This is a genomic window from Sphingobacterium multivorum, assembly GCF_900457465.1.
GTDB classification, from domain to species: domain Bacteria; phylum Bacteroidota; class Bacteroidia; order Sphingobacteriales; family Sphingobacteriaceae; genus Sphingobacterium; species Sphingobacterium multivorum.
In genome coordinates this window covers 479,215-502,164 of the sequence record NZ_UAUU01000002.1, presented here as the reverse complement: position 1 = coordinate 502,164, position 22,950 = coordinate 479,215, and the positions used below count along the sequence as shown (strand labels likewise).

Annotated in this window: 20 protein-coding genes; 8 read left to right on the top strand and 12 right to left on the bottom strand. The window is 39.5% G+C overall.

Features of this window, described 5'->3' with window-relative positions:
* Positions 1-31 precede the first annotated feature (31 nt).
* Entirely contained in the window at positions 32-865 is an 834-nt protein-coding gene (locus DTA23_RS02300) for an AraC family transcriptional regulator (protein WP_112373721.1), read from the bottom strand.
* Positions 866-1,297: 432 nt separating this feature from the next.
* Between DTA23_RS02300 and scpC the strand changes: the two genes are divergently transcribed.
* The gene (gene scpC / locus DTA23_RS02295; protein WP_112373720.1) at positions 1,298-2,821 is read left to right on the top strand and encodes a succinyl-CoA:acetate CoA-transferase ScpC; all 1,524 of its coding nucleotides are present in this window, start codon (positions 1,298-1,300) and stop codon (positions 2,819-2,821) included.
* A 100-nt stretch (positions 2,822-2,921) separates the two neighbouring features.
* On the opposite strand, the gene DTA23_RS02290 is transcribed toward scpC, so the two are convergent.
* Positions 2,922-3,677 carry a DNA alkylation repair protein gene (locus DTA23_RS02290; RefSeq protein ID WP_112373719.1) on the bottom strand — a complete coding sequence of 252 codons (756 nt, stop codon included), beginning with the start codon at positions 3,675-3,677 and terminating at the stop codon, positions 2,922-2,924.
* 16 nt (positions 3,678-3,693) lie between these two features.
* Positions 3,694-4,191, bottom strand: coding sequence for a DinB family protein (locus DTA23_RS02285; RefSeq protein WP_112373718.1), 498 nt, complete (start codon positions 4,189-4,191; stop codon positions 3,694-3,696).
* Between the two features lie 319 nt (positions 4,192-4,510).
* Here DTA23_RS02285 and DTA23_RS02280 point away from each other — a divergent pair, with 319 nt between their 5' ends.
* From DTA23_RS02280 to DTA23_RS27415, 6 genes are all read left to right on the top strand, one after another.
* Positions 4,511-5,557 carry an alpha-L-fucosidase gene (locus tag DTA23_RS02280; protein ID WP_112373717.1) on the top strand — a complete coding sequence of 349 codons (1,047 nt, stop codon included), beginning with the start codon at positions 4,511-4,513 and terminating at the stop codon, positions 5,555-5,557.
* A 112-nt stretch (positions 5,558-5,669) separates the two neighbouring features.
* Entirely contained in the window at positions 5,670-6,452 is a 783-nt protein-coding gene (locus DTA23_RS28380) for a hypothetical protein (protein WP_256602639.1), read from the top strand.
* Positions 6,379-7,044 carry a right-handed parallel beta-helix repeat-containing protein gene (locus DTA23_RS28375; protein WP_256602638.1) on the top strand — a complete coding sequence of 222 codons (666 nt, stop codon included), beginning with the start codon at positions 6,379-6,381 and terminating at the stop codon, positions 7,042-7,044. Before DTA23_RS28380 ends, DTA23_RS28375 begins: the two co-directional genes overlap by 74 nt.
* Before the next feature lie 128 nt (positions 7,045-7,172).
* Positions 7,173-7,487 carry a hypothetical protein gene (locus DTA23_RS28370; protein WP_256602636.1) on the top strand — a complete coding sequence of 105 codons (315 nt, stop codon included), beginning with the start codon at positions 7,173-7,175 and terminating at the stop codon, positions 7,485-7,487.
* Positions 7,488-7,583: 96 nt separating this feature from the next.
* Complete coding sequence (locus DTA23_RS28365; protein ID WP_239468804.1) at positions 7,584-8,045, top strand: PDZ domain-containing protein; 462 nt, start codon at positions 7,584-7,586, stop codon at positions 8,043-8,045.
* 654 nt (positions 8,046-8,699) lie between these two features.
* A complete protein-coding gene (locus tag DTA23_RS27415; protein ID WP_204990953.1) occupies positions 8,700-8,975 on the top strand; it encodes a DoxX protein in 276 nt (91 codons plus the stop codon).
* Between the two features lie 104 nt (positions 8,976-9,079).
* Here the strand turns inward: DTA23_RS27415 and DTA23_RS02265 are convergent, their stop codons facing one another.
* From DTA23_RS02265 to DTA23_RS02230, 8 genes are all read right to left on the bottom strand, one after another.
* A complete protein-coding gene (locus DTA23_RS02265) occupies positions 9,080-10,372 on the bottom strand; it encodes a DUF3108 domain-containing protein (protein WP_112373716.1) in 1,293 nt (430 codons plus the stop codon).
* Between the two features lie 271 nt (positions 10,373-10,643).
* Positions 10,644-11,537, bottom strand: coding sequence for a discoidin domain-containing protein (locus DTA23_RS02260; RefSeq protein ID WP_112373715.1), 894 nt, complete (start codon positions 11,535-11,537; stop codon positions 10,644-10,646).
* Positions 11,538-11,559: 22 nt separating this feature from the next.
* Positions 11,560-13,392, bottom strand: coding sequence for a RagB/SusD family nutrient uptake outer membrane protein (locus DTA23_RS02255; protein ID WP_112374045.1), 1,833 nt, complete (start codon positions 13,390-13,392; stop codon positions 11,560-11,562).
* 50 nt (positions 13,393-13,442) lie between these two features.
* A complete protein-coding gene (locus DTA23_RS02250; RefSeq protein WP_172462297.1) occupies positions 13,443-16,775 on the bottom strand; it encodes a TonB-dependent receptor in 3,333 nt (1,110 codons plus the stop codon).
* A 259-nt stretch (positions 16,776-17,034) separates the two neighbouring features.
* Positions 17,035-18,180, bottom strand: a complete 1,146-nt coding sequence (locus tag DTA23_RS02245; RefSeq protein ID WP_112373713.1) for a FecR family protein — start codon at positions 18,178-18,180, stop codon at positions 17,035-17,037.
* Between the two features lie 148 nt (positions 18,181-18,328).
* Positions 18,329-18,931 carry an RNA polymerase sigma factor gene (locus tag DTA23_RS02240; RefSeq protein ID WP_112373712.1) on the bottom strand — a complete coding sequence of 201 codons (603 nt, stop codon included), beginning with the start codon at positions 18,929-18,931 and terminating at the stop codon, positions 18,329-18,331.
* Between the two features lie 428 nt (positions 18,932-19,359).
* Complete coding sequence (locus tag DTA23_RS02235) at positions 19,360-20,763, bottom strand: M56 family metallopeptidase (RefSeq protein ID WP_112373711.1); 1,404 nt, start codon at positions 20,761-20,763, stop codon at positions 19,360-19,362.
* On the bottom strand, positions 20,760-21,134 hold the full coding sequence (locus DTA23_RS02230) for a BlaI/MecI/CopY family transcriptional regulator (RefSeq protein ID WP_112373710.1): 375 nt from the start codon (positions 21,132-21,134) through the stop codon (positions 20,760-20,762). The genes DTA23_RS02235 and DTA23_RS02230 overlap by 4 nt, the downstream gene beginning before the upstream one ends.
* 365 nt (positions 21,135-21,499) lie before the next feature.
* Between DTA23_RS02230 and DTA23_RS02225 the strand changes: the two genes are divergently transcribed.
* Complete coding sequence (locus tag DTA23_RS02225) at positions 21,500-22,075, top strand: 2,3-bisphosphoglycerate-dependent phosphoglycerate mutase (RefSeq protein ID WP_112373709.1); 576 nt, start codon at positions 21,500-21,502, stop codon at positions 22,073-22,075.
* Positions 22,076-22,196: 121 nt separating this feature from the next.
* Here DTA23_RS02225 and DTA23_RS02220 read toward each other — a convergent pair whose 3' ends face one another.
* Positions 22,197-22,721 carry a hypothetical protein gene (locus DTA23_RS02220; RefSeq protein ID WP_046671657.1) on the bottom strand — a complete coding sequence of 175 codons (525 nt, stop codon included), beginning with the start codon at positions 22,719-22,721 and terminating at the stop codon, positions 22,197-22,199.
* Positions 22,722-22,950 lie beyond the last annotated feature (229 nt).

Genomic DNA, 22,950 nt, shown 5'->3' with positions numbered 1-22,950 from the left:
AGGTTTATTGACCTAAATTAGGCAAACATTTTTAAATAAGCAATTCTTTTTGTTTCACATATTCGCTTGGACGGATGCCGACGACCTTATTGAATGTGTTACTAAATGTGGGAAGGCTATTGTATCCAACTTTGAGCGCAACTTCATTTACGCTTAGTTTTTCGTCCAAAAGGAGCTTAAGAGCGGTCAGCATTCTGAGGATCGTGTAGTATTGGATAAAAGACATATTTAATTCCTTTTGAAATAGTCTAGCCAATGTGCGTTCACTAATGTTAAATAATCCGGCAAGTTTTTTAAAGCTGACATTTTCCTCTATATTTTCTTCGAGGTAAGTTACAATATCCTTTAATTTCTGATGACTAGGATAGGGTAAGGCTAATGGAAGCTCATGCAGCGATAGTTCCGGCAGGATAAGCTTGAATGCTGTAGCGATACTATATTTAGGTTCTTCGACCGGAAAGATATTGCCATTCCAGCGGTTGGTAAACATAATCAGCTCTATCAAAAGATCATTTACTGGATAAATCCCCATTTTACTGTAGAAGGGGGCGTCATTAGCGGCTTTGGGAAAATATAAATTACGCATAACGACCTCAGGGGTACTTGGATGAATACTATGTTTTATGCCAGCAGGAATCCACAAATAATGACGGGCAGGTAGAAAATACGATTTTTCCTCTGTTTTAACAAATACGACACCGCCTTCTGTATATAGAAATTGATCCTTATCATGGCAATGTTCGGAAATATGGTTCTCTGCTATAATAGCGTGGTGACAGTAAATGCTATCTTCAAATGAGTCTACTTCCGTCATATAATAACGGTTGACATATTTGGCATCTGTACTTATATCTTGTGTATTCATTTTAACCTATAATACGATGTCACAAAGGTAAGACTTTTTTACTAGACCCCGCCTTTACTTCTTGAAAGTGAGTGTATGCTTACGTTAAAATGGCGATTAATCGACTAGCGAGTTAGTCTTTACTTACTTTGGTTTTATTTTTATTGTTGTAAGTTGTTTGTTTTCAGTGTGATATATATTATATATGCGTGTGATATAAACTATTTTTTTATTATGATTTGTTGTATATTTTTGATTTGTAGTTAGTTGCGTATTTTTAGTCGCCTTTGGATAATTTTGTGTCAAATGATAATAAATATGCAGTTGAAAAAAGTACTAAAATTGTTTGGTTAAGAGGTTGCAAATTATAACAAAGAACTTTCAGCGAAGGGAAATATATAGATTTCAATTTCTTAAGTTTACAATAATGGAATAAAATCAAACTATAAAAATATGGCTTACGAAAGAATAAAAGTTCAAAGCTTACATGATAAAGTGATTACAGCAGAAGAAGCTGCTAAACTATTTCAAAACGGAATGGTCGTTGGGTCGAGTGGTTTTACCAAGGCTGGAGACAGTAAGGTGGTGTTACCTGCCTTGGCTGAACGTGCAAAAGTGGATCCATTGAAAATAACCTTGATTACTGGGGCTTCGTTGGGACACGGAACGGACGGTAAATTGGCGGAAGCGGGAGCATTATCCAAGCGGATGCCCTTTCAGGTGGATCGTATTTTACGTCATAAAATTAATGCTGGAGATGTGTTGTTTATTGATCAGCATCTAAGCGAAACGGCCGAATTGCTGCACAATAAGAATTTGCCTCAGGTGGATATTGCTGTTTTGGAAGTAGCAGCAATAGAATCGGATGGAAGTATTGTTCCAACGACTTCTGTGGGAAATTCGGCAACTTTTGCTGCATTGGCTAAGCAGGTTATTTTGGAAGTCAATACTGCGATACCGGTGACTATTAAAGGAATACATGATATTTACCAAGCCGAAGATTACCCTCGGCGTAATGTTATTCCAATCGTAGCTCCAGAAAATAAAATTGGACGTAAAACTATTCCTTTGGACGCGAGCAAGGTGGTGGGAATTGTGTTTACGAATGATCTTGATAGCCCTGCCGATATTGCTGAACCGGATACCAAAACAACAGCGATAGCGAAGCATATTTTGCAGTTTTTCGAAAATGAGGTAGCGCTAGGCCATTTGTCAGAAAGCTTGATGCCACTTCAAGCGGGTATTGGAAAAGTAGCTAACGCTGTTCTGACGGGATTTATACATAGTAAGTTCCGTAATCTAACGATGTTTTCTGAAGTGTTGCAAGATAGCACCTTTGACCTTATCGATGCCGGAAAACTGGATTTTGCTTCTGCTTCTTCAATTACTGTTTCCGAAGAGTGTTATTCAAGAGTGTTCGATCATTTGGATCGATACCGTGATAAAATTGTATTGCGCCCACAGAATATTTCCAATACACCTGGACTGATCAAACGTTTGGGGATTATAGCAATTAATACAGCCATAGAGTTTGATATTTATGGAAACGTAAATTCTACCCATACTTCAGGAACAAATATCATGAACGGTATCGGCGGGTCGGGTGACTTTGCACGCAATGCTTATTTGAGCATCTTTGTCACACAGGCGGCCTCTAAAGGAGATGCAATTTCTCATATTGTTCCTATGGTTTCCCATGTGGATCATACCGAACATGATGTCGATATTTTGGTAACAGATTATGGCTTGGCAGATTTACGTGGTTTAGCGCCTCGTGAGCGAGCGAAAGTAATTATAGCGAACTGTGTACATCCCGATTACAAAGAGCAGCTATTAGATTATTATAACCGCGCTTGTGAGAGAGGGGGGCATACACCACATTTGTTAGAAGAGGCTTTTAGCTGGCATATCAACCTCCGTGAAAAAGGAACAATGAAAAAAGACCAACAACTGAGGGCGCGGTTACATATGGACTAAAGGTTTATAGAAAGGCGAGGTTTAATTGTACACTTCGCCTTTCCTGCTGTATAGTTCTTTCCTGATGTATAATTATCGCAAAGAAAATCACGCATTCATTTCATTGGTTAAGATGAATCGTCGTATCCTCCTGCCGATTCTGTTTAGTTCTCAAGTTGTGGCGATTGAGACCAATCGTAATTTTTGTCCGAAACCATTGTTTGGTTTCTGGCGATTCAATTGCTTTACTGTAGCAAGCAACAAGATCGGGATGGAATTTTGCTATTGTTTTGGCTCCCCAGCCAATTCCCTTTTTTACATGAAAATCTGTTGTGTTTGACAATGAAATCAGTAGCTTCAATAAAATGTTTACGTATGTGGCTGATAGGCCTTTTTTTACGGCATAATGTGTAGCTACACCAATTGTTCGGACAATCCATTTGTCAGAATGATGAGCTAATTCTTCTAATAGAGGTATTGCTTTTTTAGGCAAAGTCAACAGCGCATGACCAAGTACGCGTTCGCCGATGATATCACAGACGTACCATTGATTACCTATGGTTATATAGGTACAGGCTCTATGGATGGATTGTTCGAAGTGTTCCGGGAGACGTTGCTGGAGAATTATTCCCGTTAAAACATAACTTCCCATTTCTGTTGTGGCAATGAGACGATCTGTTAAGTGTAACTGCTCGGTTTCAGGTAGGAATAGCATAATTTCCCTGGCCGCAAACTCCAGAAGGGGAAAACGAACTTTCTTTTTCAGTAAACACGCTTGTAAGCTTAACATAAAGGATTCTATACCGGATTGCTGTCCTTGCTGTTTCGCCGCTGCGACAATTTCTCGGATCTGTACTTTACTGGTAATTTTGTCCATGGCAGTGTTCAAATCCCTATTGTTGATCTTTATAAATATTCCAATAATTAAAGTCTGTCATTGGAGTATCCGTTATTCCAATAGCTCGGCCCATTGTAACAATCTGTCCCCTGTGATATGTTCCGTGGAGGATAAGCTGTTGTATGTATTCATACTTCGTGAAGTCGCATTGAAACCATGGTGATTCCACTTTGATATTTTTTTCAAGATCCAGCTCGGTTAGTTTGTGTATGTAATCCACGAGTTGAGCTGAACTTCTTTGTAGTGCTTCAAATATTTCTTCTTTTGTGGCTCGCTTTTTCTCAAAATCAAAATCATTGCTTTCCGTAATGTGGCTCCACCAATATTCCTGTGTCTGCAAGATGTGGTTTAAGGTCTTCAAAATGGTCGGGAAACTTGAAGGTACCTCTTGGTTAAGTTGGTCATCTGATTTATCAGCCAACCAATTGATGTATTTATTAACGACCCAGTTGTTATATTCAGCACTTTTTGTGATTAAGGTTTTTAAACTCATAATTTTAATCTATAGTATGGTGTTAAATGAAATATTTACTAAATATAAATCCTTTTTGGAATGAATTTACATTAAATTTTATAGTAGATAGCTTGTTTGATAAGCCGCTTTGAAAGTATTTATTTCTTATAAAATTGTGACTGGTATAGACCTGTCCATTACGCGTAACTTATTTGAAATAAATAAAAAGTATTCTCCATATTTTTTATATTTATTTTGCAATAGCAGAATGGTTTAGCATTTTGCAGAATGTATGTGTGGCACCAACAGAAGATTTGACAGCTGCTTGAGCTTGTTGGATTAACCAATTAAAATAAATATGATAAAAGCAACGCATTGTATTCTTTCTCTACTAGCCATGTTGTTTATGAACATGGGAAAAGCCCAAGTTAATTATTGGCTGGAATCCAAAAAGGATTTTGATGAACGGATGCATTGGTTTAGGGAAGCAAAGTACGGAATGTTTATTCATTTTGGGCTTTATAGTCAACTTGGAGGGATGTATAATGGGGATTCAACCAAGGGATATGCCGAATGGATACAATCGGAAATGAATATTCCGAAGGCAGCATATTCGGAACTGATCAACACCTGGAATCCTAAGGACTTCAATGCGGATCGTATTGTTCAATTGGCTAAGGATGCTGGAATGAAATATATCGTCCTGACGACCAAACATCATGAGGGGTTTTGTCTGTGGGATTCCCCCTATACAGATTATGATATCGCTTCGACGCCAATGAAAGGAAGAGATCTCGTGCGGGAGTTGTCCATAGCTTGTAAGAAAGCTGGGATTAGATTTGGTACCTACTACAGTATTATCGACTGGCATCACGATTCGCAATATGTTGATCCCAATGGTAAAGGCGACTGGGGCCAGATTCTCATTAAGCCGGAACAGAAAGCCGCTTATATTCAATACATGAAAAATCAATTGAAAGAATTGGTTGTTAAGTATGATACTGACATCCTGTGGTTTGATGGGGACTGGGTGAATTGGTGGGATATGGCCGCGGGAGAAGATCTTTATCAATATCTACGCAAATTAAAACCCACTCTAATCATTAATAACCGCGTAGCAAAGCGGGATCAATTTAAGCGTGATTTTGGAACGCCTGAACAAGAACATCCTGGAACGTTACTGGATTACGATTGGGAAGCCTGTTATACCTTGAATAATTCTTGGGGATATAAAAAATCAGATAATAATTGGAAATCTCCTACAGAAGTAAATACTAAGCTGCGCGAGATAAATGAAAAAGGCGGGAATTTGCTGCTCAATATTGGACCTGATGCTAACGGAAATGTGCCGGCTGCCAGTAAAGAAATTTTGTTGAAAGCAACAGCAGAGCGAAAAAAGAACTAATCTGAGCGAATTTGCTGTTTATTGACTTATAGACCTTACTATATAGCTGGTTTATAGTTGATATAATCCAGCTAATATTATATGAACGATTAAAATTATGAAGATATCTTGTATGTTATTTCCAAAATTATTATTTATTGGCCTTACCGGTGTCGCTTCACTTAGCGTGCATGGGCAACAGTCTGGCTCGGTAAAACGTATTTACATCAGTACAAAAGGAAGTGATAGAAACCAAGGAACCATGGGCAGTCCCTATGCCACAGCTGAAGCCGCACTGCGATCGGTAGAAAAACAGAAACAAGGAAAAAATACACCAGACATCGAAATCATCTTTATGGCGGGCACCTACCAGCTGGATAAACCGATTGAATTGTCTGCCGGGGTATCGGGCACAAGAAGACAACCCTTGCGGATCAAAGCTGAGGAAGGAGCACAAGTTACGCTGAGTGGTGCCAAATCGCTTAACCTCAAATGGAAACAGGGCGATCATGGTATTTGGGAGGCTAAGGTCCCAAGTGGAGTAAACTTCCAAAGTCTATATGCAAATGATAAGCATCTTGTCCGGGCACGTTATCCAAACTACGATCCTACAGTCTTGCCATTTCAAGGCTATGCTGCAGATGCATTAAGTCCCGAACGTGTAGCAACCTGGAAGAACCCTAAGGGGGGAATTGTACATGCTTTGCATGCTGGTCGCTGGCGAGGGTTCCATTATCAGATTACAGGAAAAGACGGATTATCAACTGTTACACTTGAAGGTGGACAGCAAAATAATCGTCCCAGCAAAATGCACGAGACCTATCGCTTTGTAGAAAATATCTTTGAAGAAACTCGATACCTTTCAGGAGTGGTATTTGGATGTGGAGAAGGCACGCTTATATTATATGCCTGCTAAAGGAATTAATCCCAACCAGCTGAAGTTTGTAGCGCCACAATTGGAAAATCTAATCTATCTTTCAGGTTCATCTTTCAGTCCAGTGCATGATATTGAGGTTAGTGGCCTTCGCTTCATGTATACTGCTCCTACCTTTATGAAAACAAGCGAACCACTCTTACGTAGTGATTGGACGATCTATCGACAGGGAGCAGTAAAGATTGAAGGTGCGGAAAACTGTATCTTCCGCGCGAATGATTTTATCGCTTTGGGCGGCAATGCAATATTTGTTAATAATTACAATCGCGGGGTCAAAATCGAAGGCAACCGGATTGAACAGATCGGTGCCGGAGCGATCAATTTTGTAGGAGATCCAGCGGCAGTACGCTCACCGGAATTTCGATATGAAAAATTTGTCCCATTTGACCAAATGGATACCATCGAAGGGCCAAAAACCAATAATTACCCCATGGACTGTGAGGCAAGTGACAACCTGATCCATGACATTGGCTTGATCGAAAAACAAGTGGCAGGTATACAGGTCTCCATGGCTGAATCGCTACGAATTTTGCACAATACCATTTACAATGTTCTCGAGCAGGTATTAATGTAGGTGATGGGACTTGGGGCGGTCATGAGATCGCTTACAATGATGTTTTTAATACAGTCCTGGAAACCAGCGATCACGGTGCCTTCAACTCATGGGGGCGCGACCGATTTTGGCATCCCAATCGAAAGGAGATGGATGAACTGACGGGGAAACATCCCAATTTAATATTGCTGGACGCAGTCAAAACAACCAAAATTCATGATAATAGATTTCGCTGTGATCACGGTTGGGATATTGATTTGGATGACGGATCTTCCAACTATGAAATTTACAATAACCTTTGTTTAAGTGGAGGACTAAAACTAAGAGAAGTGTTTTATCGCAAAGTGTACAACAACGTGATGATCAACAATGGTTTTCATCCTCATGTATGGTTTCAGCATAGTCACGATGTATTCCGTAATAATATCGTGATGGAGTCCCATCAGGATATACAGGTCAAGTAATGGGGGGAAGAGGTAGACCATAATATTTACGGACGGCAGGATGACCTCGACAAAGATCGAGCGAAAGGCATAGAAAAACATGGTCGGGTTATTCAATTGAACTTTACGAATCCCGCACATGGTGATTTCCGGTTGAAAAACTGGAAGGATCAGGATTTTAAAAATTTTGACATGCTGCATTTTGGCGTTACCAGTAAAAAACTTAAAACTCTAGCCGCTAGTCCTGAAATACCTCAGTTGATCCAATCCGAAGCAAAGGAGCAGGGGAGCAGATGGTCCTGGAAGTCGGGGGTATTTAAATCAGTGGAGACTTTGGGGGAGCAGTCGGCCGCAGGCCTACCCGCGATAAACGGCGTGCTGCTGCTCGAGTTGGATGAAAAAGGCAATCTTTACAAAAGCGGTTTGCGTGTCGGCGATGTTGTATTGAATTATCAGGGCGAGAAAATAAATCAATTAATAGACCTGCAACAAGCGATAAAAAAGCATGTACACGCTGACCAGCCGAAGGTGTTCATTTTTAGAAACCAACAGCAGCAGGAATTAACCCTGCAGCTGTAGTAAATTTTCTATGGACTTATTGAAATATAGCATTGTACTTTGGTTTGTTGACATGCGATATAGCTATTGTGAGCAATTAGCAGTAAAACATGGCAGTTGTGATAGATCGATCATCTTATGACGATATTATTTTTTTGTTTATAATTTTTATTTCCATTGGGACTATTGAGCATCTTGGTCGTCATTATAACAGTGTGTTATCATTTACTGGGGTAGACACATGATATTAAATTCTTATTCGTATTAATTGATGTATAAGGCTGTACAGCACATGAGTGCTGGCAGCCTTATTGATTTAACTGTGCAATGGGTTTGACCAAAGGTAATCGCCGAACGATGAGCGAGGAAGTGAAGGTACAACACGGGTATTACAGCGAGGGGAGTCTTTGTGAGTATGGGATGGTTGAAACAAATTTCTTAAACTGGTTTAAGTTTGGACTGTTTTTGTTCTTTTAAATTTGGTTTATATCGTTTATACCCTATTTATATAATTCATACCATGTATAGTCAACTTTTTGTACGTTTAGCTGTATCTACAGCGTTTCTGTCTGCTGTCGCAGATCGTTTGGGGCTGTGGGGGGTACCGGGGGCATCACATGTTTCCTGGGGAAATTGGGCCAATTTTGTAGCCTATTCAAATACCCTTAATTTTTTGTGCCTGAAACTTTCGGTAATATACTTGCTATCGGCGCAACATTATTAGAGGTTGTCTTAGCAATCCTATTGCTGATCGGCTATAAACTGCGTTTTACTGCATTCGTTGCCGGGATTCTACTGATCTGCTTTGGGGTGGTGATGACCCTCTCGTTAGGAATTAAATCGACGTTCGATTATTCGGTCTGGGTAGGAGCGGCTGCCTGTTTTCTACTGCGGACTGCCGATAACTTTCCCATTAGCATAGACCGGTATATTGAACTTCGAAAAAAGTAAATGGATGGGTAACTGAAGGGTCGAAGATTTGATCGTTTTAGAAATACGTTTTAAAAAGCATAAAAAATGCCGTCAAACAAAGGAGCTTAACGCCATTTTTTTGATTACATTTCCTTTAAATTTACCTCTTTCTTTTCACCGTCTTTGTCAATGGTGACGTGCTTTTCAACATTGGCTTTGTCGACATAGGATGATCTTGCCGTACCATAATTTGTCGTGGAACCTGTATAACCCCAATAGTTATAATAATTGGTGTAGCCTGATACATAGGAATAGTTGTAAGAATTGGTAAAATCGAAGCTCGCCATAATCACGTATGCACCTGGCATGAGATCTGCAAATTCGAAATGCCCCTCATCATCATACACCTTTGCTTTTTTAATAGCATAGCCAAAATCGGGATCCAATGGAACTTCCTGCACCTTTTTCTGTTTTCGGATCTTTTTATTGACTTCCAGCCATTCTTCGTAATAGGCGGAGTTGGCGAAGAGCGTAATTTCTGTACCTTTTGGGGCATATTGCTTTTTGGCGGTATTCACGAGTCCGCCAAGTTTTTTTCCGGAGCTAGATCGAGCGTAAGCCGTCCCGATAATAACACTGTTACCCTGGGAAATCTGTTGGGCAGCCTGTTCTTTGTTAAATCTATTTTTAATAGGTTGATAGTCCAGTTCTTCGTTTACGGTAATTTCCCATTTGCCGTTTCCCATGGACATTTCCCTTTGCCATAATCGGCGATCTTTCTTATCTATGACATAATTATAGATGGCTCCGGTACTTTCTTCTAAAAGTGTAACCAGCCAACTGTCGTGTTTACCTGTTTTTGGGGAGCCATAACTGTAGCTTTTTACTTCCTTGATGGTATAGTCTTCGACGAAAATGTCCGAATCACTATTATAATAAAATTGCGGGATGCGCGCTTTATACCCTAGGTCTAAAGGGAGAGTTGAAATCAGGTGATCTGTCCAGTTAAAATCCACAAAAGGTCTAGTTGGCTGTAAGTTGATCTTTTTTTCCTTTTTCGTTTTCTTCGAATAATAATTACCTGTAATTGTTTCTCCAAAGTTGAGGTTTACTTTTGTTTCCTTGCCATCGCTAGAATAGCTGATAGACCGAAGTGTTTTTGCGTCGGCAGTCGTCGTGCGTATCGAAGTCCAGGCATTGTCTTTCGGAACATAGGTATTGGTTAAGGTCAGCTGATTGTTGGCCGCTACAATATCGTAGGTCAGTGATCCTTGTTTGTCCCAATTGTTGTCTTTAACATAATAGACCGTATACAGTGATTTTTCTGGTTTTATATAGTTGGTATTGATATCGCTGCTCCCAGGGGTGACGGTCTTTTGACATAATCCTACGGCTGGAAGTAAACCTACTCCCAATACAAAGGCATATAATTTCATATATGTAAACTATAGTTAATGAAAAAACAAGTTGTTTTCTTGTTCGATTTATTTATCTAAGGTAATAAAAAAGTTTTTTATTTTTTTGCTGGGGATCGCTTCTTCACATAGGCTGATGCTATAGCGGAAATTTGACCTCAGAGCATTTTGGAGCTTGTTTGAATGTTGATGATATACTAGAGCGAAAAGTAAAACGGAGGTATTTCTACCTCCGTCGTTGTGCTCTTTTGAGCACCATTGATGATTAGAAAAAAAATCTTTGTGATGATGGTCAATAATTATCTTCAGCTTCCTTTTCTTTGTCGATGATAGAAGAGCGCATCCGGTAGACATTCATTTCACCCAGATGGGTATAACTTTTCCCGCCGTTTTTAAGGATCATTAGCCGGAAAAATTTGGCCTTATAGTTTTTATCAAAAGCCAAACTTTGCTCTTCAGCTGCATTTGATGTGGAAAGATTATCCTTTGATGTAAACACTCTTGTCCACTGCTGGCCGTCTGAACTTATTTCTATTCCCCATTGTTTCGGACGTCCGGCTTCGTCGCTATTGTTTTGTCTGAAGAAGTACTTTATGGCGCCAATCTCTTCTTCTTGGGGAAAATTTAATTGGATCCAGTGCGGAAGAGGGGCTGTATTTGCAGACCAAGCTGTATGCCAATATGTATTCTTATCGCCGTCAAATAAATTCTTTTTGGGTCCCTCGCTGTTTTCCTGCGTGTAGGTTTCTACCATATTATCGGTCACCTGTATTTTAATTAACTCGTTCGGGAAATAGGTCACTTCCGAAGGCCTGACAATTGGCCGAACACTATTGCTGCTTATGATATCTCCACCAATGCTTGTTTTCTTGTCTTGATTGAACAATTGGACGTTGAAGACATATTCATATTTGTTGATCAATCCGTCGATCCGCATGGTGTCGGCAAAAGAACTTATATTGATTTTATAGATTTTATCGGGATCTTTTGATCCCACTTTTTTATATGTGATCTGTCCATAAAGATAATTATTATCTGAAGGAAGTTTCCATTTCAGGAGAGTCCCGCCAATACGTGGTTCAGCTTCAATCGAAACCAGTTGTGGTGGCTTGGTCATTTTTATTTCGTCTTTTTTACACGCTATTGCTAAAAAGAGTAGAGCGAATATTCCGATATTGTATTTCATCTTGTGCAATTCATTAAATTAATTAATAACCGGGATTTTGTACCAATTCCTCGTTTTTATTGATCTCTTCCTGTGGTATAGGCATTAAATAATTACGCTGACTAAAACTACGTGGAAAAACGACCGTTGTTATTTTGAAAAATTCTGTATCGGTAGCTCCTTGTATATTCATTCCTTTCGCCTGTTGGTTGAGGTATTGATCGGCGATCATCCAACGTCTTAAATCCCAGAAGCGATGGCCTTCCAAGTAAAGTTCAATAGTACGTTCTTGTCTGACGATGGAACGTAGTGTTGCCTGATTCGTTGCCCCGCCAATTGGAGCCCATGCGACATCAATTGTTGGGATGCCCGCACGGACCCGAACGCGGTCAATATATTGTTTGGCCGTATTCAGATCCTGACCGTATTCGATCAGCGCCTCCGCGTAGTTCAGGTACAATTCTGCTAGACGTATCACAGGCCATGGATAATTGACGGAGACCTGCAATCTGCTTTGGTTCAATTCAGGTGCAATACCTTTTTTGTTGAGATATCCTGTTGGTGAGTAGTTATTAGACCGTCCTTGGATACCGCAATTGTCATTTTTCCTAAACTGAACAAGGATTTGATTGGCACTCCCTCTAACCACTTCATAGTAGCTGTTGTGATATGCAATCCAAGCATTGAAGCGCGGTTCTCTGTTTAGATTTAACGATAATGTATTGCCATTGGGTGTACTTGTTACAGCGTATCGTCCATTATAATCATAATTAGGGTCTTTGTCAATCGGTAAACCATTTTTACTATAAAACGATTCGATCAGAGTGAGGGTCGGGGATACACCGTTATACGACTCACCTTGTGCGCCGCTAAGAAAGGGAGTAGATTTATTTTGAAAATCGTAGAGACCTTCCCGACGTGTTTCCGCCCAAATCACTTCTTTGGTATTGGCTTTGTCAATAAAAGTAAGGCGTAAGTCCTTTTCAATAGGATTAGCTGGTAGTACGGTATTGTAGGTGCTGTTTTTATACAGTGAAGCCCCACTTTGTTCAGCTGCATCAATGGCTTCTTTAGCCGCTAGGGCTGCACGGCGCCATTTTTCTTTGTCGAAGGTAGTACTGATCAATGCTGTGCCATCCAAATTTTTGAAATTGGCATAGAAGCTCTGTTTATCACCTCCACCGCCATTAAAGAGCGGTGATGCTGCATAAAGCAATACCCTAGCCTTTAGCGCTTTGGCAATAACCGAGGAAGCACGACCCCACTCATCCGCAGCACGAAGAGCAGGTAACTGTCCAGCTGTCTCATCCAGCTTTTTGATAATAAAATCAACGCAGGCATCATAAGTCGAACGTTTGGGATACGCTGAAGAAGGGGCATTGACGTCAAACTCTTGGTCTGCAATAACGACTGGACCGTACATCCGGACCAGTAAGAAATGATAAAAGCCGATCAGGAAATTGGCTTCAGCTTTATATTGTGCCGCCTCCTGTGGATCTATCCCAGGGACTTTATCTACATTGCGAATTAAGATATAGCATTGTCTTATTCCTTTGTAAAGGTTATCCCAGTAGGAAATGACAGGACTTGAGGCCGTATATTGCCCACGGGGAAATCGGGCGAAGGTTTCATGTTCAAAAGCAGTCGTTACCTCGTCAGAAGTCATCAAATCAATGGAAGAGGTCCCTACCCGTGAATTCGGAATCCACGCATAGCAGGAGTACAAATAACCTTTGGCTGAATTTGGATCACGAAAGGCATCTGCTTCGGAAGGACGCTCATCTGGGACGATATCCAAGAATTTGCTGCAGGAAGTGGTGGTCAAAAAAGTCGCGCATGCAAATAATGCAAAGTAGCCTATATATTTTCTTTTCATCTGATAAATCATTTTAAAATTCTACTGATAGTTTTAATCTCGAAGTTGTTCTAATTGAAACGAAGTTGGACTCCGAGATTGAATACTTGCTGTGTCGGATATCCCAAACCATTGCCTCCACCTTGTTCAGGATCCCAAAGTTTGAACTTGGAGAAGGTCAATAGATTATAACCACTTAGAAAAATGCGTGCAAATTTGTGTGAATATCCAATCTCAGCACTTCTGAGTTTTAGGAATGCCCCATTTCTCAGCCAATAAGAAGAAGCTTCGGTATTGTTGAGATTGTCCAATTTGCTCAGCCGTGGGTAAGCAGCAAATATGTTAGGGTTTTCAGGACTCCAGCGGTCCTCGGCAATAAACTGCAATACATTGCGCACACCTTGATTTCCAAATGGATGAAAACCACTGATCATAAAAGAAGTTCTATCAACTCCCTGTAATAAAAAGGAAAAATCAAACTTTTTGTAATTGATAGAAGTGCTCAAACCATAGACGATTTCAGGTGTTGTTGGATAACCCATGCGAACTCTATCATCGCTATTGATCAGATTTAGACCATCGATATCATTGGTTAGATCTTTATATTTGATGTCTCCAGGAGCTACAAAACCGCCTAGCTGTTGTAATGGACTGTTGTCTATTTCGGCCTGATCAATAAATAACCGTTCGGCAAGATAGCCTAGGTTTGTGCCAATGGAATACCCGATTTGAGATAGGTTGCGGTATTTGGTAAAGGCCGGTTCATTATTTTTCAGAACGGTATTATGTGCATAAGTAAAGGTTCCACGCATCGATATTCCCCAATCTTTTTCGCTTTTATTCCATTCTAGGGAGAAATCAAATCCCCTATTTCTTACCTCACCAACATTGCCATACACTTTCGTTCCTGCAGTACCAAATACGTTAGGGATTGTTGCCGAACGGTCAACGAAGATATTGGTTCTATCTTCCTGGTATAGGTCGAACACAATATTAAACTTATTGTTAAGAATACCCAGGTCCACACCAATATTTTTCTTCTCTGCAACTTCCCATGAAATCAATGGGTTTGCAAATTGTAGGTATGTAGGGCCTGTATAAGTTGTATTCTGATCGATACCGGTTGTAAACGATGCTCCATCCAATTTGAGGTCTGAAAGATAAGGGAAACGTCCGCCGCCAATCTGATCATTACCAACTTTACCCCAGCTACCTCTAATTTTTAAATTACTGACAGCAGGAAATAAATCGGTAAAAAACTTTTCATTACTGAGTACATAGCCCAAACCAACGGAAGGGAAGAAACCAAAGCGACTCCCAGTGGCAAAGTTTTCGGAACCATTGTAGCCAAAGTTGACTTCGGCAAGATATTTATTGGCGAAGCCATAAGTTGCACGTCCAGTAATACCCTCGCGTCTACGTGGTAGCGAGCTGATTAGATCAGCTGGATTATTGACATTAAAATCGGTAGTATTGTAAAGAAATAATCCCGATACGGTGTGATTGCCGAATGTTCTGTTGTATTCGATGGAAGGCTGAAAATAGATTTCGCGATCACCGCTAGTACCCGTTTCGGTTCCCAGGGAAAGATTTTGTGGCTGCCCCACCATGACTAGATCATAGTTATATCCACCTGCAGGATCGGGAGCATAACTGTTAATCATGTATTGATTGTAACCACTGGTTCTTTTTGTTGTCGTGTTGCTCCAGTTTTTAAAGGAAACCAAGGCTTTAAATTCTAGCCCTTTTGTAATGAAATCAAGTTTTTGAGCACCGTCAATGGTAGTCAATAGGGTACTCTGGAAACCATTTTGATAGCCATTGACCATGCGGGCAAAGGGATTGACAAATCCATTGTTGACTGTACCACCAGCTTTTCCTCCGTATTGAACGTCTCTTCTGTCAATACCGGTAAATGGAAACATAATAGGGAAGTCCACGGGATTAGCATTCATAATGTCGCCAAACACGCTTGGAGCATCCACACCAGCCCCATAGTAATCACGAAGTTGTGCATTGAGCTTTAACGCTATTTTGGTAGTTGAAGTAAGGTTGACATTGATATTGTTCTGAAAGCTATAACGTTTGACAGAGACATTATTGTCAAAAGAGTTGAGGTCAAATTTGCGCAATAAACCGTTGCTAATGTTGCCGGTTGCACTGAGAAAATAACCTATTTTGCTGCCACCACCTTGCACATTTAGATTGAGCTCGTTGTTGATGGTATGGGACTTAAACATTTCATTATACCAGTCAACGTTAGGATATACATAGGGATCCAAGCCTAATCTTGTGCCGTTTATTTTATCTTGGGAATATAAAATTTCACCTGTACCGCGACCTGTAACTGCCTCATTGAACATCTCCATATAACTTACACCATCAACAAATTTTGGGATGGAAGTAGGTCTTGAGATTTGTGATTGTGCACGCGCTGAAATACGAGGTTTATTGAGGTCTTTACCTGTTTTGGTGGTGATAATTAGCACGCCGTTTGCTCCCCTAGTACCAAACACAGCGGTGGCAGTAGCATCTTTAAGGACGGAGAAGCTTTCGATAACTTCTGGTGCCAATGCGTCCAAGTCACCTTTAGAGATTGCTACACCATCCAATAAGATCAGGGGATTGGTAGCTCCGCTAAATGTCGATACACCGCGAATGAAAAAGCTAGCCCCATCTGCACCAGGTTCGCCCGAACGTTGTACCGCGATTACACCCGAAAGTCTTCCGCCCAATGCATTGGAAAGGTTGGCAGTGGGGATGCGTAAGGTTTCCGGTTTTACAGATTCCAATGCGCCCACAACACTGGTTTTTTTCTGTGTTCCGTAACCGACAACAACAACTTCACTTAAGCTCTGATCGGGAGTTAGCTGCACATCAATACGACGTTTGTCGGCAATGGCAATTTCCTGATTGGCATAACCGACATAGGAGAATATTAGTGTTGAATTTGTGGGAACCACAAGAATGTATCTTCCGTTGCCATCTGTTGTTGTCCCGATTGACGGGCTATCTTTAACTTTGACACTAACACCATAAAGATTGTTTCCGTCATTTTTCACCGTGCCCACGATCTCAACCTTACCGTTTTTTTGAACGACGGGGGCGAGGGGCGTTTTTTTTTCTCGGTCCGAAATCACAATAATGCCATTGTCGATTGTAAAGACCAAAGGCTGATGTTCCAATAACTTTTCAAGGGCCTGTTTCAGTGGCTTATTCTGGATATCTATATTTTGAATAGGCCTTACTTTGTCGAGTTGGCTGGTCTTAATGATAAAATCGACGTTTGTCTGTTTTCTGATCTCTTGAAATGCTTCGGACAATGTAATCTGCTTGTGTTTAAGGGTAACATTTTGAGCAGAGGACACATGTGTGAAAAAGATAAATGCTGTTAAGAGGATCACAACTTTTGTAGATGTGTTGCATAATGATCCGATGTATCGCATAGCTTTAATAAAAAAGACAATACAATACTTACTACATAAATAATAATGCATATATTTATAAATTGGTTAACTGGTTTGATGTTGAAATGAATTCTTGTTTTCCAAGTAAAAAATTAGTCGAGAGTGCTGGCAGGCATTTTCGGCTATTTTTTTTGGAAGAAATGTTTAGGCTGGGCTGGCTTCTTTCATAATCTGTGGTTATTAATGTGTGTTATAGTTATTGCGATATGTACAGCTTATTGTTTCGTATACTATACTTGATGGAACCGGAAAGCTGAAGTGCTCTTAGTACATCGTTTAATCGTTTTTTTCTAGAAATTTGAGCGAAGTAGGTTTCCTGTGAAATAGGACCTTCAAAAATTACTTCAATGTTATACCAGCGCGAAATTTTACGCATGATTTCCTTTAAATTATTATTCGAAAAATTGAAATCACCATTTTTCCAATCTAATACTTGATCCAGGTTTACTGATCTTACTGCGATATTTTGATCTGTTAAAGTAGATTGTTGGCCTGGTTTTAGTAAGGTTGTATTGTTTTTGCAACTCACTCTTACGGATCCTTCTGCAAGGGATGTCTGTGTGGAAGATTCGTCATCGTAGGCATTGATATTGAATTTAGTCCCTAAAACTTCGACCTTTTGAAGTGAAGTTTCGACAATAAATGGTTTTTGTTTATTTTTTGAGACTTCAAAGTAGGCTTCACCCGTCAGTTCTACCCGGCGTTCAGAGGCTGAAAATGCGCTTGGATATTTGAGGCTGGAATTTGAGTTTAACCAAACTTTTGTGCCATCAGAAAGGGTTATCTGAAATTGTCCGCCCTTTGGTACATTCAAAAGATTCGTGGCGACGCGTACATCGGTATTTCCCTCAACCGTATAATTAATTCCGCCATTTTCTGTTTTTTCAATTGTTGTGCCGAGCTCTTCAGTTAATTTTCCATTAGCAACATCCTCCAGTACAATCGTTTTACCGGAAGAAAGCACAAGTGTTGCTTTATCGCGACCAGGTTCGATGATAGTAGCTGTATGATCATTGTATGTGCTGCTGTTAAGAAATAAATAAGAGATAGAGATAACCAGTATTATAGCAGCTGCCGCACCTGTAATCTTATACCATGTAGGGCTTTTGATTTTTTGTGGTTCGACGTCAAGATCAATTTTACTAAAAACACGGTCTAAAATCATCTTGTCTATAAGTTCTTCTTTATCTTGAGATTCAAGTTGGTTCTCGATCATCTGTTCAAGCGCCTGCTTGTTATTCGTATCCTGAAAATATTGAAATAGCTCCGCCGTCTCTTCTCTTGAAGCGCGGTTATTGAGATATCTTTCAAATAATAATTTTATATGTTTTGAATCTTTCACTGATTGGCTATTTATAGATAATACGGAAAATAGGAGCCTGTCCTCTGCTCTAATTTTAAAAAAAAAGTAAAAAAATTAAAAGGCTTTAAAATGGGCTGTTTGAATACTGATGGAGGTGATCTGTTTGTCTATAAAAACAGGGAGTGTTTTATTTTTGATTTAACACGGCACTGATAAGAGCAATTAACAGGGACGGTGTAATTTCCTTGCTCAAACAGAAACTCTGAATCTGTTTTGTGGCCTTCACGATATGATCACTGATCGTAGAAGTGGAGATACCTAAGGAGCTACTGACCTCCTCATAGCTTTTCCCTTCAATTTTGCATAAGGTATAAATGAGTTTGCGTTTTGGAGATAAGTTTTCAATAGCTTGATTGACAATTTTTTTAGATTCTTTGTATGCATATTCCTCTTCAATGTGGGAATAGTCTGATGTTGAAATGGAAATAATCAATTCTTTTAGATTTCGATTTTTGATCTCCTTGTGAAAGAAATCATACACGAGGTGTTTAGCAATAGTGAATAGATAAGACTGAAAGGACTTTTCAGTGTCTATGCCACCGCGCCTCTCCCATAATTTCTGAAATACATCCTGAAGAATTTCTTCTGCACAGGTAGGTACTTTGACTAAGTTCAGTATATGACGGTAAAGTCTAGGGCTATAGCGGTAGTAGAGCACCTCAAATGCCTTATGATTGCTTGACTTAAGAGCGTGCAGTAACGCCAACTCATCATTTTTACATGCCTCCATAATTTAAACTTGTATTTATAACCAAATTCCTCCTGATCGGAATTTAATAATTGGATATCGTACCGTATAGCAGTAGTCTTATCTTAATGATAGCAGATGAATACTACAAGTATACTGTTGGTACTCTTCTACAATGTTACCGATTTGTTATTTGGTTTTTATACAATTTTTTTACGCAAACGATTGCTTTAAAAATAAATCATGGTGGAATTTGTCGTTTTTTTTACTACGATCCAATCCATATACATTTTGGAAAATGGTGATTTTTGATTTTAGATGGATATCACTATCCATAAGAAGAGTTGCTGGATTAGATTCTCAATAATCTAAACAACATGTTGGTTTATAGGTGTGTAGTCGAGAGAAGTGGATATATCACAATAAGAGGAATTGTATTCCTCTTATTGCATTTCGAAGAATTCCGCTCGCTATTTTTTATTCACTGTATTTACTTCCACTTCGGGTTTCACTTTTAGGGAAATCCGTATAGGCTTTTCCTCCTTAACTTGAATGTCTTTTTGATCTTGATTTGAACTGACATTGGCATTGGCAGAAAGATTGATCCGCTTTGGTTGACGCGGTTGAATATCTTCGACCCATACTTCCTCTATTTTAGGGGCTACTTGCACTTCTTCGGCTATCGGTGAAACTCTTTTTGATGGTGTAGACTCTTTTCGAGGCTCCGCAAATTTGATTCGCTCCACATGTACCTCATCGATTATTTTTGGGGAATTTTGAGGTGGGGCAGGTTTTTTCCGAGGTTCCGGGAAACGTACATTACCTTCCTGTTGAGAAGAAGACCTCTGCTGGGATTTTATTGGTGGAGCCATCTCTTTTGTTGGTGATTTAGGAATTCTTCCACTAGTTTTAGGAGCCTCCGATTGCCGTGATGCAGGCGGTGTTATTGCAGTGTTGGCTGTCGCGGCTTTTTTTGGCGTAGTCGGCGTTGTTTTCTGTGCCTCCACATGTGTTGAAAACAACGTGGATATCGCTACTGTCAGTAATAAAGTAAGCCCAGGCATTAACAAGAGTTTACTTCGGGTCGTTCTTTTTTGTAACATAATTAATCGTTTTTTTGTTGTTAAGAAATTAAAATTACTGGCCGGTAATGTGTTTATATCAGGGGTGGACATGCTCCACTCGATAATTAAATGTTGGTATCTTAACTTTTCATGAATCTTGACTACTGCATCATCTGCAAGGTATTCATGTGTTTGTCGGATCGATTTTTGAATGAGATAAATAAAGGGATTGAACCAAAAAAATATAGCCAAGAGCTGTATAAAAAGTACATCCATTGAATGGCGTTGATTGGCATGGGCCCGTTCGTGCGTTAGAATTGACTGATCAATATCGCCCTGTTGATAGGCCTCTTTGGGAACATAAATTTTTTGAAAAAAAGAAAAAGGTGTTTTTAAACCACGTATGCAATAAATAGACTGTTCATGAGTCGGTGTGGCACTTCGGATATAATACAGGAATTTGCGGTACAACCAAATCTGTTTCAAGAGTAATGCAATGGCGACAATTACATAAACTAGCAGAGCGAGGTTGTACCAATCGACATAATCATTATTGAAGAGTGCTGAATCCGTTGCGGGCTGTGTAATAATCGGTCCGACCGGGATTGCATCGCTGTCTCTGTCATTCAATAAGCTAAAAACATCATATGGGACAGCGATCTGGATCATTGGAATGATGACAGATAAGGGGATAATCCCAAGTAAATAACAGCGGTTGAATAGCAACGACTTCTGGTTGCGTAGTACTGACCAATAAATGAGATACAGTAAACCCGAGCAGGCTATCAGTTTTCCAATATATAGCATCATGTCTCTTTATTTTTAATTTCGGAATCAATTATATTTTTCAGTTCCTCCAATTGCTCTTTGCTCAGCTGAGATTGTTTAGTGAAAAAAGAAGCAAATTTTAATGCTGAATTGTCGAAGTAGGTTTCTACAATATCATTTACATGTGCTAAGTAATAGTTGTCTTTATCGATTAGTGGATAATACTCCCTCGAATTTCCATAAAGCACATAAGATATCGCCCCCTTTTCAGTCATTCTCTTCAATAATGTAGCAACAGTTGTTGGCGCCGGTTTAGGTTCAGAATACGCTTCCATAAGATCTTTCATAAAAGCTTTTTTCATGTCCCAAATGTAGCCCATCAATTGTTCTTCCGTAGCTGATAATTTATTCATACTACAAATATAGAATATATTCTACATTGTGTAGAATTAAAAAGTGTTAAATAATTTAGATTAATTTATTTTGTTGATTTATAGCTGTTTAAGTTATTTGTTTTAAGGGTGAGGATGATTTTGCCGTACAATTAGTTGTCAATTCGCATATACAAACGGTAAGTATACACAAATATGAGGGCGAATATGTGCTTGTAGTTTTTCAGCTAAGGAATCTGTGGTAGCCTATAGCTGTAGTTTGATACTTAGTTTAGACGGTTAGAAAAGCATTCAAAGTATAAATAAAACAAAATGGAATGTATCGTTATTATATATGGCGTTGGCCCTGTGGTGGGCGACAGTTTTAAAAAAACTTAGGATAAATAATGGCAAAACTTTTTTTAGTACGGCATGGACAATCGCAATGGAATTTGGAAAATCGCTTTACGGGTTGGCAAGATATTGATATTACCGAATTGGGACAACAGGAAGCTCGGCAGGCGGGAAAGGCTTTGGCAAATGAACGAATTGATATAGCTTATACTTCAGCGCTTATGAGAGCACAGCATACATTAAAGATTATTTTACATGAAATGGGCAATCCTTCCGTCCCCATTGTTATAAATGCTGCTTTGAATGAACGTGGTTACGGACAACTTGAGGGCTTGAATAAGGCTGAAACGGCCAAAAAATATGGTGCCGAACAAGTGCATATCTGGCGTAGGTCTTTTGATGTTCCGCCACCAGGAGGGGAAAGTCTTAAAGATACATACGAACGTGTTATTCCATATTATGAACATTTTATAGCACCTAAACTGAAAGAAGGCAAAAATGTACTTGTTGTTGCGCATGGCAATAGCCTTAGGGCACTGATTATGTTTTTGGAACATCTTTCTCCGGAACAAATATTGGAACGGGAGATCGCTACCGGACAACCGATCGAATATCAGGTTGAGGGATAATGTTATACTGATTTCTAGGCTAATCTAATCATTCATGAAATGGTGAAATTGCAGTTGTGAAACAAAAAATCCTGCCATACGAACGATGAGCAGGATTTTTGTTATTTGTATCCGCGTTATACTATTTCAAAACGAATTTAAATCCTAAAGAAAAACGCGATGGTTCGAAATTAGAACCATGAGAAAGATTCCACCAAGGTTTCCAGTCGAAATGCATGGCTAATGGTGCCGAAGGTATTTTGAACTCTAGACCCAAGGCTGGACGGATCGCAAAGTCAGTATGTGTTTTCCCATCTTTCCAGTGGTAGTCATCATACCAGTCGTCGTGCCATTTACCATAATCAATAAATGAAACTTGTGGACCAACACCAATGTACCATGAAAGACCTCGAGATCCAGGAATACGTTTATTGTATGAATAATCCACACCGATAACAGTAATATTGTCTCCAAATAATACTTGTGCATTTCCGGCGTCATTTCCGCCAAAATTGTGTTTTATCTGTGGACCGAATAGCGTTTGACCATCGCCGACGTCTATTCCAAGACCAATGGCTGTCCGATAGGGAGTTTGTGCGTTTGCTTGCTGATGAGCAGCAAATAGTAGTGTAAAAAGTGTTAGAAAAGGTAGAATTACTTTTTTCATGATAATTTAAAAAAATATTAGTTGTGCGTTTTCGATTAGAAAACTTTCGCTGTTCAAACAAATAGTTTGCCAAAGATTTTTTTAATATTTTGATAAACAATAAATGATCTGTAACTGCTTCTTTTTTAATGTCTTTTTTTGTGCATAATCTAAAAATAAAGCCAACCGTTTTTGCTAGCGTGTGTTCTAATCACAGAAAGTCTGTTTTTTTTCAAGGTATAGTTAGTGC

Coding starts and splice junctions, on each gene's coding strand:
- DTA23_RS02240 (WP_112373712.1), bottom strand. CDS start 18,931: ATGGAGGCATGTAAAAATGATGAGTTGGCGTTACTGCACGCTCTTAAG.
- DTA23_RS28370 (WP_256602636.1), top strand. CDS start 7,173: ATGGATGAACTGACGGGGAAACATCCCAATTTAATATTGCTGGACGCA.
- DTA23_RS02285 (WP_112373718.1), bottom strand. CDS start 4,191: ATGAGTTTAAAAACCTTAATCACAAAAAGTGCTGAATATAACAACTGG.
- DTA23_RS02225 (WP_112373709.1), top strand. CDS start 21,500: ATGGCAAAACTTTTTTTAGTACGGCATGGACAATCGCAATGGAATTTG.
- DTA23_RS02220 (WP_046671657.1), bottom strand. CDS start 22,721: ATGAAAAAAGTAATTCTACCTTTTCTAACACTTTTTACACTACTATTT.
- DTA23_RS02265 (WP_112373716.1), bottom strand. CDS start 10,372: ATGAAATTATATGCCTTTGTATTGGGAGTAGGTTTACTTCCAGCCGTA.
- DTA23_RS02290 (WP_112373719.1), bottom strand. CDS start 3,677: ATGGACAAAATTACCAGTAAAGTACAGATCCGAGAAATTGTCGCAGCG.
- scpC (WP_112373720.1), top strand. CDS start 1,298: ATGGCTTACGAAAGAATAAAAGTTCAAAGCTTACATGATAAAGTGATT.
- DTA23_RS02280 (WP_112373717.1), top strand. CDS start 4,511: ATGATAAAAGCAACGCATTGTATTCTTTCTCTACTAGCCATGTTGTTT.
- DTA23_RS02260 (WP_112373715.1), bottom strand. CDS start 11,537: ATGAAATACAATATCGGAATATTCGCTCTACTCTTTTTAGCAATAGCG.
- DTA23_RS02230 (WP_112373710.1), bottom strand. CDS start 21,134: ATGAATAAATTATCAGCTACGGAAGAACAATTGATGGGCTACATTTGG.
- DTA23_RS28380 (WP_256602639.1), top strand. CDS start 5,670: ATGTTATTTCCAAAATTATTATTTATTGGCCTTACCGGTGTCGCTTCA.
- DTA23_RS02300 (WP_112373721.1), bottom strand. CDS start 865: ATGAATACACAAGATATAAGTACAGATGCCAAATATGTCAACCGTTAT.
- DTA23_RS02255 (WP_112374045.1), bottom strand. CDS start 13,392: ATGAAAAGAAAATATATAGGCTACTTTGCATTATTTGCATGCGCGACT.
- DTA23_RS02235 (WP_112373711.1), bottom strand. CDS start 20,763: ATGATGCTATATATTGGAAAACTGATAGCCTGCTCGGGTTTACTGTAT.